We start from the raw sequence: 12,655 nt of genomic DNA on the forward strand, positions 1-12,655 counted from the left end.
TTTGAGGGGCTTACGCTACAGTAAAGCCTTTAGGATGGGGATTTTTAATCCAGCTATAGACGGTGAATTTGCTGATCTTGTAGCGCTTTGCAACAGCGCGCCAAGTTTCTCCATTAGCAATATCGTTAAGAATTTTCTGTCGGAATTGGCGGCAGTAGGTCATAGGATATGCTCAGTTTGTTTTTGATAATTCTACTACAAGTTGTTCTTTATATCTGCTTTGGATAGATTGGATTATAAGTGATTTGACTATAGTTAATACGGGCGCGATTGCGATAGTTAGCTTATTCAAGCAGAGAATCGTAAGCAACTTTGGATTGCTTTATCAAATGAAATTAATACCTCAGAGCAAACACAAACGCGCAAAATAAAGCGATTTCTTGGTTACTTTCTTCTGCTGGAACGCTTTACTGCGACCCTATGGAAGCTTGTGATATTTATACCCACCAATGTTCAACGTTAATTGATAAAGCAGAACTCGCCACATTAGCGGAAACTTTAGCCAATCAAGGGAAAAATCCAATTAGTGACGAAAAAGTTATTGAACCGAAAAACATCGCCCTATTTTGGTGGAAATGACGACAGAAGGTTTATAGCCACCTTCCCAAAAAATGCGTACAACGTTAACTCAATATACACTTGAAAACAACATCCTATCTTCAAGTACGGTATGCATTTTTTGGTAGTCCTGCTATATACGACACTTTTGGACAATGATCCTACGATATGAGACTTTTGCAAAAAACATAAAATAGAGAAATTTTAATTTTTTAAATTTTAAAAATATATTAAAAATCATATTTTTAATATTTCTACTAGTAGCAAAAATTAGTGTAAAACGGAATTTTGCAAAGGTCTCGATGTAGGATTATCGGGAAACAGTGGGGTTGCGATGGGCTAATGACAGTGGTTCCCGGTGTAATCAGCATTGCTGTTTTTTCTCCCCCTCTTGATCCAGTCGGGAATAGCGTAAGAGGATAAAAAATGGTGGTGCATATTGCGAAAACGCTCCATTATTCTCCGATTAATCCTAAAAAATTAAGTTTGATTGAAAACTAAAAAAGAAAGGGATAGATTTATCTCTTTCCTGTTTTAGCAAACAGAGAATGACAAGATTTCTGTTAAAATATCGTCTTTTTCATCTATAACCTATTATGACTGATATTCTTTCCGACGATTGGCGTGACCGTCGAACATTTGCCATTATTTCTCACCCTGATGCAGGTAAAACCACACTGACAGAAAAACTCTTATTATTCGGAGGCGCCATCCAAATGGCAGGAACGGTTAAAGGTCGAAAAGCCGCTCGTCATGCTACTTCTGACTGGATGCAAATGGAACAAGAACGGGGAATTTCCGTGACTAGTTCCGTAATGCAGTTTCCTTATCAAGGTAAAGTGATTAACTTACTGGATACGCCGGGACACGAAGACTTCTCAGAAGATACTTATCGAACCCTAACGGCTGTTGATAGTGCGTTAATGGTTATTGACTGTGCTAAAGGGGTAGAAGATCGCACCATTAAACTCATGGAAGTTTGTCGATTAAGAGATACCCCTATTTTTACCTTTATCAACAAACTTGACCGTGAAGGTCGTGATCCAATGGAATTATTAGATGAGGTAGAAAGCGTTCTTAAAATTCGATGTGCGCCTGTAACATGGCCAATAGGCATGGGACGTTCCTTAAAAGGGGTTTACCATTTAGAGCGAGATACCGTTTACTTCTATGAACCTGGCAAAGGTTCGCTAGTCAATAATGGAGAAGAGGTAAAAGGATTAGACAATCCGCGTTTAGATGAATTGCTTCCTAATATGATTGCTGATTTTCGAGAGGAAATTGAATTGCTACGCGAAGCAAGCAATGCTTTTGACCGCGAGGCTTATCTGCGCGGCGAATTAACGCCCGTCTATTTTGGTTCTGCCATTGGAAACTTTGGTGTGAGAGAAATGTTAACAGACTTCGCCGAAAATGCGCCCGCCCCACAAGCACATGCTACTACAGCAAGAGTAGTCGCTCCAGAAGAAGATAAATTAACGGGTTTTGTGTTTAAAATTCAGGCTAATATGGACCCTAAGCATCGAGATAGAATTGCTTTTATGCGTGTAAATTCTGGACGTTTTACACCGGGTATGAAACTAAAACAAGTTCGTATTGGACGGGATGTTAAAATTCCAGATGCGCTGACTTTCTTAGCAGCAGAACGCGAACACGCAAGCACTGCGCTCGCCGGCGATATTATTGGCATTCACAACCATGGCACCATCCGTATCGGTGATACCTTTACCGAAGGAGAAGAATTGCAATTTACCGGCATTCCTGATTTTGCCCCTGAGCTTTTCCGTCGCGTGCGATTAAAAGATCCGCTAAAAATGAAAGCTCTTTTAAAAGGCTTAGAGCAATTATGTGAAGAAGGTGCTACCCAATTTTTCAAACCGCTTATTGGCAATGATTTAATCTTAGGCGCTGTAGGAGTATTACAATTTGATGTTGTGCAACAACGCTTAGCCACAGAGTATAATGTGACTTGTCAATTCGAAGGGATAAACGTCGCTACCGCTCGTTGGATTGAAGCACCTAATGACAAAGCCATGAAGCAGTTTGTAGATAAAAACCAAGCCAACCTTGCGCATGACCATTATGGACAATTGGTATACGTTGCCCCCAGTCGCGTGAATCTACAGCTGACCCAAGAGCGCTTTCCAGACATTCGATTTACCGCTACTCGAGATCATTTAGCGCAATAAAAAATGAAAACTTCACGCGTTCTTCCCCCTACCCCTTGGACAGCCAATCATCTCTGGCATCTAAAACCACGTGCGATAGGGATTTTATGTCTTGCATTAATTCTTTTTGGGCTTGGCGAAGCATTGTTGATTTTAGCCAATTTGGGGGCAACTCCTTGGAGCGTATTGGCACAAGGGATTAGCCGCCAAACATCCTTATCCATTGCTTTAGCTACTTTGTGGATTAGTGTGATTGTTTTTTTGCTGTGGCTACCACTGAAATTACGTCCTGGATTAGCCACAATTATCAATATCTTTCTTGTTGCTTTTGCTTTCGGTATATTTCTTAGGCTAATTTCGCCACCAATAACTATGACCAGCAGAATTTTTTATTGTCTGCTGGGTATTCTAACCATCGGCATTGCTAGCGCGTTTTATCTTACTTGTCGATTGGGGACAGGACCGAGAGACGGTTTAATGATTGGGATTTGTGAAAAAACCAACTGGCAAATCGGTATAGTTCGTAGTCTACTTGAAATAACGGTTTGCCTACTGGGCTGGCTGATGGGAGGAGTGGTTGGTATTGGCACGCTCTTGTTCGCCTTTGGAATTGGCTGGGTAGTGCAAATTATCTTATCCGTATTTTTCCGACTATGGCGAGTGTCTAATGAGTAAATTGATAAAAGCTATTCAAGCGCATGACGAAATCGATACCCTTATGCGCCAACTTCGACAAGATTTTCATGCACATCCCGAAACTGCCTATCAAGAACATCGAACCGCTAAAATTGTGGCACAATCCCTAAAATCTTGGGGGATTGAAACTCATTGCGGCTTAGCAGTTACAGGCGTTGTAGGTGTTTTAAAAGGTAATCAACCTGGCAAAACTATCGGCATTCGAGCAGATATGGATGCTTTAGAGATAACAGAAGCCAATGACTTCCCTTATTGTTCTACGATTAAGGGAAAAATGCACGCTTGTGGTCATGATGGACATACTGCCATTTTACTCGGTACCGCCAAATATCTCAGCGAACATCGAAACTTTGCTGGAACCGTTATTTTTATTTTCCAACCTGCTGAAGAAAATGAGTGTGGTGGCGGTCGTATGATTGCTGAAGGCTTATTTGAACAATTCCCTGTTGATGCTGTTTATGCCTTACATAACTGGCCTGATTTATCCCCACACACTATTGCCGTTCATGATAAAGCAGTCATGGCATCTTTCGATCTTTTTGATATTATCTTAAAAGGAAAAGGTTGCCACGGCGCACAACCGCATCAAGGTAATGATGTTATTCTTGCTGCAGCCCAACTTACTACTGCGTTACAAAGCATTATTAGTCGGAATATTGACCCCTCAGAACAAGCCGTTTTAAGCGTTACCCAAATTCATGGGGGCGATATGTATAACATCTTACCGGCAACTGTTACGCTTTCTGGCGGAACAAGAGCGTTTACACCTGCCATCCGTAACCAACTTGAAGCCCGCCTAAGAGAAATTACCACACATACCGCTGCTGCTTTTGGCGTTACTGCAAGCATCGACTATCAGCGCCGATATCCACCGACCATTAATCACCCAGAGCATGCCACTTATATTCGAACGCTTGCACAAAACTTATTTGGAGATAAAGCAGTTGAATATGACCCTAAAGCAAGTAATGCTGCCGAAGATTTTGCCATTATGCTAGAACATAAGCCAGGCGCCTATTTCTGGCTTGGAAATGGTCGACAACATCCTGATGGCGCGCTACATAATCCTCATTATAATTTTAATGATGATATCTTAGCCACTGGCGCCAATCTTTGGATTGCGCTTGTACAGCAAAATTCATAAAATACAGAAAATAATTACTGATTGATATTGATAACTATTCTTATTTGATATACAGTAACAACTCCCTTTACTTTGGAGTTCTCGATGAAAAAACTACTACTGATTTGTCTAGCAGGGCTAACGGCTTTTTCCGCGCAAGCAAAAGATGAAAAACCTTTTACTGCTGTCACGACCTTTACCGTTATTGCTGACTTAGCGAAACAAGTTGCAGGCGATACTGCACAAGTGGTTTCCATTACAAAACCTGGTGCGGAAATTCATGACTATGAACCAACCCCAAAAGATCTTGTCCGCGCGCAAGAAGCCGACCTAATTCTATGGAACGGGCTCAACTTAGAGCGTTGGTTCGAGCGTTTTTTTGCAGGATTAAAAAACGTGCCTTCCGTCGTAGTAACTGAAGGAATCGAACCTATCCTTATTCAGGGTGGCGAATATAACGGTAAACCTAATCCACATGCTTGGATGTCAGCAACTAATGCAAAAATCTATGTTGATAACATTGCTAATGCATTTGCTAAATATGATCCTAAAAATGCCGAGATTTATCATAAAAATGCTGACGCCTATAAAGCCAAATTAGATACTGCAGATGCACATATTCGCGAAGGTTTAGCTAAAGTTCCTGCTAATCAACGCTGGTTAGCTAGTAGCGAAGGGGCATTTTCCTATTTTGCAAAAGATTATGGGCTAAAAGAAGCCTATCTATGGCCAATCAATGCTGAAGACCAAGGTTCGCCAAAACAAGTAGCAGACTTAATCAAAACAGTTCGTGAAAATCATATCCCAGCAGTATTTAGCGAAAGCACCGTTTCTGATAAACCAGCTAAACAAGTCGCTAATGAAACAGGTGCTCGTTATGGTGGCGTTTTATATGTTGATTCCTTATCAACGCCTGATGGCAAAGTTCCCACCTACTTAGACTTATTAAACGTAACCGCACAAACCATCATTGATGGATTAACAGGAAAATAATGACTCATACCCCTAGTATCACTGTTGAGAATATCACTCACACATATCCTAACCGACATACTGCGATTGAAAACATCTCTTTCACCTTAACCAGTGGCACTGTTTGTGCCCTGGTTGGTGTCAATGGCAGTGGTAAATCTACTTTGTTTAATTCCATTATGGGCATTATTCGCCCACAAAAAGGAGAGATTAAGCTCTGCGGTCTCCCCGTGGCTCAAGCTTTAAAGCAACGACTCATGGCTTATGTTCCTCAAGCAGATGAAGTAGATTGGACATTTCCTATTTTAGTGCGTGATGTTGTCATGCAAGGGCGTTATGGCTATATGGGCTTTTTACGCCGTCCTAGTCAAAAAGACTATCAAGCTGTTGATGAAGCAATGGAAAGGCTAGATATCGCAAACTTAGCGAAAAGGCAAATTGGTGAGCTTTCAGGTGGACAAAAAAAAACGTGTTTTTCTAGCACGAGCATTAGCCCAACAAAGCCCCATTATTTTGCTTGATGAACCATTTACAGGTGTAGATGTGAATACTGAGCACGCTATCATGGCGCTTTTAACTGAGCTCCGCCAGAATGGCTACTTAATGCTAGTTTCTACACACAACTTAGGAACAATTCCAGATTACTGCAATGAAGTTATTCTTCTGAAAAAAACTGTTATCGCTTTTGGTAAAACAGAAACAACCTTTACCGAAACCAATCTTGCTAATACCTTTGGTGGCGTGCTCAAACATTTACATATCGGCAATCCCGCTCTCATTGTTAGTGATGATGAACGTCCTGCTGTTTTCCCACAAACATCGCAGGATACTCCTCATGCTTAGCACCCTAGTAGAACCCTTCACCTATACTTATATGCTAAAAGCCATTGGCGCAGCGACACTCATTGGCGCTGCTTGTGCCGCTTTGTCCGTTTTTTTGCTCTTAAGAGGTTGGTCACTCATTGGTGATGCACTTTCCCATGCAGTTGTACCCGGTGTTGCAGGTGCTTACGCTTTAGGCTTATCTTTTCCTTTAGGGGCATTAGTGGCAGGCATTTTGGCCGTTCTTTCAATGCTTGGCTTAAGCCATATTGCAAGATTTAAACAAGATGCCATTATCGGACTCGTATTTTCGGCTTTCTTTGCGCTAGGCTTGCTCATTATTTCTATCAACCCTACTGCTATTAGTATCAATGCCGTCATTTACGGCAATATTCTTAGTTTAAGCGATCATGATTTAATTCAAATCATCTTCATGACAATTATTATTCTCTCTTTTGTCACGCTGAAATGGCGCGATATGCTATTGCTATTCTTCGATCCTATACAAGCCCATACCGCAGGCTTATCTGTTCGCCGTTGGCGAATAACCTTTTTTCTTGCTTTAAGTATTGCAATAGTCGCTTCCTTACAAGCTGTTGGGGCAATTCTAGTCATTGCCTTATTGATTACCCCTGGCGCGACAGCTTACTTACTATCAGACCGTTTTGGTATCGTACTGACCATAGCCGTTATAATTGGCGCATTAACCGCCTTTATCGGCGCGTATTTAAGCTATTTTGCTGATGGCGTAACTGGTGGACTTATTGTGGTCTTACAGGCTCTCATATTTATTCCCGTCTTTCTTTTTGCACCCAAACATGGCGTATTTATGCGTAAAAGGCAGCAAACATGACCCTTTGGCAACTCATCCAAGAACCACTTTCTCATGAATTTATGCGACAAGCCTTTGAGCTTGCTGCCTTACTGAGTGCAACTTGCGCCCTACTCTCTTGCTTTCTGGTTTTTAAAGGATGGTCATTAATGGGCGATGGGATTTCTCATGCCATGTTACCAGGCGTTGTCGTTGCCGCAGCGATTGGACTACCTTTAACACTAGGGGCATTTCTCACAGGAATGACTTGCGCACTTGCCAGCGGTTATCTCACCCAGCATAGCCGTATCAAAGAAGATACCGCTCTTGGTGTTGTTTTTTCAGGGCTATTTGCTCTGGGTATCGTGTTATTTCATTACCTAAAAAGTGATCACCAACTCATGCATATTCTGCTAGGTAATCTCTTGGGCATTCAACTCAACGACCGTATTCGTATTTTAATCATTGCTAGCATCGTTATTTTCATCATCGCACTAAAATGGAAAGATCTATCCTTATACGTCTTCGACCCTATCCAAGCAAAAGTCACTGGACTATCAATACAGCTACTACATAATCTCCTACTCATTCTGCTTGCCCTTACAGCGATTGCGGCAATTAATGCGGTAGGCGTAATTTTAGTCGTTGCTTTACTGATTATTCCGGGTATGACGGCACAACTACTCTGCAGACGATTTAGCACCTTACTCATCACCTCAATGACTAGCGCTATCTTAGCCACTTTCCTTGGTGTATGGATAAGCTACCATCTAGATGCCTCACCGGCAGCTTGTATCGTATTAAGCCAAACTAGCTTTTTCTTACTTGCTTTAGGTCTATACATTTTTCGACATCAATAAAACAATCGTCGCTATTTTAGAAAAATACTATAGATTTAGAATAGAAATCGTTATAATAGCTCGCCTTTTATGGTTATAGTTCATAACAAACTTTGGTGCGAAAAAAATCACTCTCAGCTTAAATAGAAAGCATCTCATTCAGCTATAACTATAAATAAAATAGCGCCTATGACGCGCTTCATCAGATTTCACTAACAACAAGAGGACGGCATGGAAGAAGCCGCAAATAAAACGCTTACCCCTACCTTCTATACTCGTGAACAACACACACTCCGCCCAGAGCAATTTGACCGAAAAGCCTTAAAAATTGCCAATCAATTGATAGATGCAGGATTTGAAGCCTACCTTGTTGGCGGATGTTTACGCGACTTATTGATTGAACACCAACCCAAAGACATTGATATCGCAACTAACGCACGTCCAGAAGAAATAGCAGGACTTTTTCGTAACTGTCGATTAATTGGTCGTCGATTTAGATTAGCTCATATCCATTTTGGGCGTGATATCATTGAAGTTGCTACCTTTAGAGCAGCTGCGGACGACCAAGTCAAAACAGATACCGAAGGTCGAGTCATTGAAGATAATCACTATGGAAACATGGAAGACGATGTTATTCGTCGCGACTTTACCATTAACTCGCTTTACTATGAGCCGCGTAAAGAAATTCTTATTGACTACTTAGGTGCTGTTAAAGATATTCAAAATCAAACCATTCGCTTAATTGGCAATCCTGAAACCCGCTATATTGAAGACCCTGTCAGAATGCTGCGTGCTGCAAGATTCTCGGCTAAGCTAGGTATGCAGATTGAGGCGGAAACCGAAGCTGCTATTGCAAAATGTAAAGATGGATTAAAAGCTGTACCTGCTGCCCGCCTTTTCGATGAAGCTCAAAAACTCTTTATGAGCGGCTATGGCGTAAAAAGCTTTGAAAGTTTACGTCGATTAAATCTCTTTGGCGCCCTATTTCCTGATGTCGATCGCATACTAAATCATCCAAATAAAGCTTTTGCTAAATATGCAGAGAATATTATCAAAATTGCTTTAAGCAATACTGATAAAAGAATCGCTGAAGACAAACCTGTTACTATTGCTTTTTTATTCGCTGCTTTCTTATGGCCAGTTTATCAATTACAATATCAAGGATTACTTAGCGAACGTGATAACTGGCACAGCGCTATGCACGAAGCTGTAGATTTAGTCCATATTGCTGCTGCGGAACGTGTTTCTATACCTGTACGTTTACGCGGAATGATTCGAGAAATTTGGACATTACAAGCGCGCTTTGACTTAACAGGAAATAATCAGAAAAAAACACGCAGCCTATTAAGTCACCCTCGCTTCAGAGCTGCCTATGATTTTTTACTGATTCGTGAAGAAGCTGGAGAAGCGCTAAAAGCGTCTGTTCGTTGGTGGAGTCGTATGCAAACCTCTCCCGAAACAGCTTTCTCATCTGAGCAAATATCATCTTCCAATAAACGTTCTTCACATTGTCGGCGCCCCAGAAGGAAGAAAAGTAACTCATTTTAAAAATATAAGGGAGAAATGACTTATTTCTCCCTTAAAATAACTTAAATGACTAATTTACGATTCAAAACTGAAAAAGCTCCTTATTATCATAACAAAATAATTTATATTTCATGCTTTATTAGTTTATAACTCATTTACAATATTCATAACTCTAGTAATTTTATTATTTTTAGATTTTTCATAAGAATAATTTATATATTTTTAAATTACTATCTGACTATTTATTTAGTAGAAGCGTTTAGATTTAGACCAATATTTCATCAATATCCAATAAACTATTCCTGCTGGTAATAAACTGGCATACCAAGAAATCTTTGTAAAATATAAGGCGACACCTGCACCAATTAATACAGCAATAATTCCCGCGTAATTAATGCCAATGTAATCTCCTTTTTCATCATATAATTTTTCTATATCTAATCGACGTTTACGGATAATGTAGTAATCTACTAACATGACAGCTACTATTGGACCTAAGAATGCTGAATAAGTTCGCACAAAGATTTGTAATCCTGCTGCCGAGTTATCTTTTATAAGCTCCCAAGGAAAGGTTGCAAAAGCTAATAATCCAACCAAAATAGTGGCTTTTTTAAATGATAGCTTAAAGAAATCCATCAATACATACGTTGGTGGAACTACATTATTGAGTACGTTTGTTGTAACTTGTGCAAATGCAATAAAAATTAAAGTCGCAATTAAAAGGGGTTGGTTATCTACAGCACTTGTAAAAACATCTATTGGATCAGCTTGTCCTGTTGCACTGGATACCATAAGTCCAATAAGTCCCATAAATAGCGTACAAGGCAGAATAGAAAATGCATAAATAGCGACTAAAGGTCCTCTTTTTACGTTTTGTTTTAATTCTCTAGAATAATCACTGACATTAAGCATCATTGTGCTATATATTCCTAGGAAAAGCATTGTTGCTGCCCAGAAATCGACTCCCCAAGTACCTTCTATTTCTATTAGTCCAGTTGTTATTTCTGTTTCATACTTCTGAATGACATGATAGAACATATAAGCTAAAGAACTTATGATAAAAATACTACCGATATTCTCTAACCATTTAATTCCTTTGAAACCAAAGGTAGATAGCAAAATTTGTAGTCCTTGAAAACAAATAAACCAAAAGACAATATTATCAAAACCAATTAATGTAATAGAAACCGCATTTAATGCTCCCGCACCTATCCAACTTTGAAAACCATACCAAACAATTGCTGGAACTGCACGAATGAGACCAATAGCTTTCGTTCCTATAAATCCAAAAGAGCTTCTAGCCTGTACAATAAAAGGAATACCATACTTATATCCTGCGGCGCCATTTAGCATCAATACTAATCCAATCACTAAACAACCAATAGCTATGGCCAAAGTTGCCTGTAATAAATTTAATACGCCTAATATGCTTGAACCCATTGCAAAGGTTCCAATAGAAACACAACCGCCTAACCATGCTAAAAAGTAAGAAAATTTATCCATAATTCTTACTTTTTGAACAGCAAGACTTTCTTGTCCTGCGTATTTCCTCTCTGAATCATGAGAATTTTGAGACATGGCATACTCCTCTTTATGTATCTAAGTGATTTAAATATATTGAAAGTTAATCACTTTTATCGGTTTCATGAATTATAAGGAATCGCAATTTGTCTTTACACGACAACAAAATATCTTAAACTGACAAAATAATTATTGTAAAATTTTTAGTAATTTATCAGTTTTTGATATCAATACATAACAAAACTAAGTTGCTATTTTTAGGCAGTTATCTCGATGTTTAGCAGGAGTACAGCCAAACCATCTTTTGCTTGCTCGAATGAAGTTACTTAAATCTGAAAAATCCAAATAAAAAGCAATTTCAGTCATACTCTGATTGGTATGTGCTAGTAAATCATGCGCAATATCTCGTTTTTTTCTATCTACTAACTCATTAAATGAGCAGCCATGGCTTTTTAACCTTCTCTGTAAGGTACGAACAGAAAGATTTAATTTATCAGCAATATCTGTAATTTTAGGTTCCTTTTTCCCAATCATAGAATGAATGTGATGAATCACTAGCGCACAAATATCTGTTTTATCTAATTGAATAAGATATTTATCAACAATAGTCTGATTTAAATTCATTAACTGAATATTTGCACTAGCATAAGGTTCAATGATATCTGCATAATGGAATGCTATTGAATCTACCTCTGCGCCTAAATTCACTGGACAAGAAAAATACTCATCAATACGATAATGGTTTTCTTGATAAGGCATTGAAAGTGTAATAAAAGCTGGTTTAACGATGTGCTGAGATAAGCTACAGGCTTGTCGATAAATAAACGCCATTAACGCAAGGCGTGCGGAATTCATTGGTTCTGCGCCATCAATAGACTTCATGGTTAATGTTGTAATCTCAGGGGTATGCATTAAACTAATTCGAGAAGTAGTAGAGATAACTTTACAATATCGTGCCATAATCGTCATTAAATCGGATAATGATGCACAAGACATAATTGCCATTCCTAAACTATATAAGGCAGAGGCTTGAATTTTTTGCCCAACAGAAAGACCAAACAAATTATCTTTACTTTCAGCAATGAATAATTGCCATAAAGTTCGAACGCCGTCTAAAGGATATCTTGCTTCTGGAATATTTAATAATTGTGGATCTAAACCTGATTTTATCACTAATGGAATTGGATCAAACTCGTAGCTACGAGCTGTCTGACAAATAGAACGAATCCAGCTAGCTAATACACTATGATTATTTACTATTTGTTTTTCACACATTTCATCACCAAAATATCGATTTTAATAACCGATATTATTTTATCTTAAAGTGAAAGAATAAGCTAGCAACAAAAAATCATATCAAGTATTAACAAAATACTGGATATTTAGTTAATGATATATAGTGCAATCATCTAAAACCCAACCCAATCCAAAGCAGATAAAAGCATAAAGTATCAATACAATCCATCCGCCATTCTTTGCGTATTTGCTTAATCCAAGCCCACATCTTTTCAATAGGATTTAAGTCTGGACTATAAGGGGGTAACCAAACTATCTCATGCCCATGCTCTTCAATGATTGCTTGAATATCACAGCGTTTATGAAAAGCGGCATTGTCCAT

At 39.1% G+C, this 12,655-nt stretch carries 13 protein-coding genes and 1 pseudogene; 10 read left to right on the top strand and 4 right to left on the bottom strand.

What is annotated here, in order from left to right; genetic code table 11:
* Window positions 1–10: 10 nt before the first annotated feature.
* The gene (locus tag A5N85_RS07105) at window positions 11–163 is read right to left on the bottom strand and encodes a helix-turn-helix domain-containing protein (protein ID WP_084601687.1); all 153 of its coding nucleotides are present in this window, start codon (window positions 161–163) and stop codon (window positions 11–13) included.
* A 212-nt stretch (window positions 164–375) separates the two neighbouring features.
* Between A5N85_RS07105 and A5N85_RS16095 the strand changes: the two genes are divergently transcribed.
* From A5N85_RS16095 to pcnB, 10 genes and pseudogenes are all read left to right on the top strand, one after another.
* On the top strand, window positions 376–579 hold the full coding sequence (locus A5N85_RS16095; protein ID WP_211268099.1) for a glutaminase: 204 nt from the start codon (window positions 376–378) through the stop codon (window positions 577–579).
* Between the two features lie 321 nt (window positions 580–900).
* A complete protein-coding gene (locus A5N85_RS17250; protein ID WP_115306104.1) occupies window positions 901–981 on the top strand; it encodes a glutaminase in 81 nt (26 codons plus the stop codon).
* Window positions 982–1,154: 173 nt separating this feature from the next.
* Window positions 1,155–2,747 (top strand): peptide chain release factor 3, encoded by a 1,593-nt coding sequence (locus tag A5N85_RS07120; protein ID WP_072576613.1) that lies wholly within the window; start codon window positions 1,155–1,157, stop codon window positions 2,745–2,747.
* Between the two features lie 3 nt (window positions 2,748–2,750).
* Window positions 2,751–3,401 carry a membrane protein YczE gene (gene yczE / locus A5N85_RS07125; RefSeq protein WP_072576614.1) on the top strand — a complete coding sequence of 217 codons (651 nt, stop codon included), beginning with the start codon at window positions 2,751–2,753 and terminating at the stop codon, window positions 3,399–3,401.
* Window positions 3,394–4,566 (top strand): M20 aminoacylase family protein, encoded by a 1,173-nt coding sequence (locus A5N85_RS07130; RefSeq protein ID WP_072576615.1) that lies wholly within the window; start codon window positions 3,394–3,396, stop codon window positions 4,564–4,566. The genes yczE and A5N85_RS07130 overlap by 8 nt, the downstream gene beginning before the upstream one ends.
* An 84-nt stretch (window positions 4,567–4,650) precedes the next feature.
* Window positions 4,651–5,538, top strand: a complete 888-nt coding sequence (locus A5N85_RS07135) for a metal ABC transporter substrate-binding protein (protein ID WP_072576616.1) — start codon at window positions 4,651–4,653, stop codon at window positions 5,536–5,538.
* Window positions 5,535–6,360 (top strand): annotated as a pseudogene (locus tag A5N85_RS17255) (metal ABC transporter ATP-binding protein). Before A5N85_RS07135 ends, A5N85_RS17255 begins: the two are co-directional and overlap by 4 nt.
* Window positions 6,353–7,192, top strand: a complete 840-nt coding sequence (locus tag A5N85_RS07145) for a metal ABC transporter permease (RefSeq protein WP_072576617.1) — start codon at window positions 6,353–6,355, stop codon at window positions 7,190–7,192. The pseudogene A5N85_RS17255 and the gene A5N85_RS07145 overlap by 8 nt, the downstream one beginning before the upstream one ends.
* Window positions 7,189–8,010, top strand: a complete 822-nt coding sequence (locus A5N85_RS07150; RefSeq protein ID WP_072576618.1) for a metal ABC transporter permease — start codon at window positions 7,189–7,191, stop codon at window positions 8,008–8,010. Before A5N85_RS07145 ends, A5N85_RS07150 begins: the two co-directional genes overlap by 4 nt.
* A gap of 210 nt (window positions 8,011–8,220) precedes the next feature.
* Window positions 8,221–9,537 carry a polynucleotide adenylyltransferase PcnB gene (gene pcnB, locus A5N85_RS07155; protein ID WP_072576619.1) on the top strand — a complete coding sequence of 439 codons (1,317 nt, stop codon included), beginning with the start codon at window positions 8,221–8,223 and terminating at the stop codon, window positions 9,535–9,537.
* Between the two features lie 225 nt (window positions 9,538–9,762).
* Here pcnB and A5N85_RS07160 read toward each other — a convergent pair whose 3' ends face one another.
* The 3 genes from A5N85_RS07160 to A5N85_RS07170 form a co-directional block, all read right to left on the bottom strand.
* Window positions 9,763–11,094, bottom strand: a complete 1,332-nt coding sequence (locus tag A5N85_RS07160) for an NCS1 family transporter (protein ID WP_211268097.1) — start codon at window positions 11,092–11,094, stop codon at window positions 9,763–9,765.
* A 186-nt stretch (window positions 11,095–11,280) separates the two neighbouring features.
* Window positions 11,281–12,312 (bottom strand): AraC family transcriptional regulator, encoded by a 1,032-nt coding sequence (locus A5N85_RS07165; RefSeq protein WP_072576620.1) that lies wholly within the window; start codon window positions 12,310–12,312, stop codon window positions 11,281–11,283.
* 130 nt (window positions 12,313–12,442) lie between these two features.
* Window positions 12,443–12,655: transposase (locus A5N85_RS07170; protein ID WP_211268098.1), on the bottom strand; the 213-nt coding region annotated here is incomplete at its 5' end.

The organism is Suttonella ornithocola, assembly GCF_001889065.1.
Taxonomy (GTDB): domain Bacteria; phylum Pseudomonadota; class Gammaproteobacteria; order Cardiobacteriales; family Cardiobacteriaceae; genus Suttonella_A; species Suttonella_A ornithocola.

Excerpts from the sequence above, each read along its gene's own strand:
- A5N85_RS07105 (WP_084601687.1), bottom strand. The coding sequence starts at position 163 with ATGACCTACTGCCGCCAATTCCGACAGAAAATTCTTAACGATATTGCT.
- A5N85_RS17250 (WP_115306104.1), top strand. The coding sequence starts at position 901 with ATGACAGTGGTTCCCGGTGTAATCAGCATTGCTGTTTTTTCTCCCCCT.
- A5N85_RS07120 (WP_072576613.1), top strand. The coding sequence starts at position 1,155 with ATGACTGATATTCTTTCCGACGATTGGCGTGACCGTCGAACATTTGCC.
- yczE (WP_072576614.1), top strand. The coding sequence starts at position 2,751 with ATGAAAACTTCACGCGTTCTTCCCCCTACCCCTTGGACAGCCAATCAT.
- A5N85_RS07130 (WP_072576615.1), top strand. The coding sequence starts at position 3,394 with ATGAGTAAATTGATAAAAGCTATTCAAGCGCATGACGAAATCGATACC.
- A5N85_RS07135 (WP_072576616.1), top strand. The coding sequence starts at position 4,651 with ATGAAAAAACTACTACTGATTTGTCTAGCAGGGCTAACGGCTTTTTCC.
- A5N85_RS07145 (WP_072576617.1), top strand. The coding sequence starts at position 6,353 with ATGCTTAGCACCCTAGTAGAACCCTTCACCTATACTTATATGCTAAAA.
- A5N85_RS07150 (WP_072576618.1), top strand. The coding sequence starts at position 7,189 with ATGACCCTTTGGCAACTCATCCAAGAACCACTTTCTCATGAATTTATG.
- pcnB (WP_072576619.1), top strand. The coding sequence starts at position 8,221 with ATGGAAGAAGCCGCAAATAAAACGCTTACCCCTACCTTCTATACTCGT.
- A5N85_RS07160 (WP_211268097.1), bottom strand. The coding sequence starts at position 11,094 with ATGTCTCAAAATTCTCATGATTCAGAGAGGAAATACGCAGGACAAGAA.
- A5N85_RS07165 (WP_072576620.1), bottom strand. The coding sequence starts at position 12,312 with ATGTGTGAAAAACAAATAGTAAATAATCATAGTGTATTAGCTAGCTGG.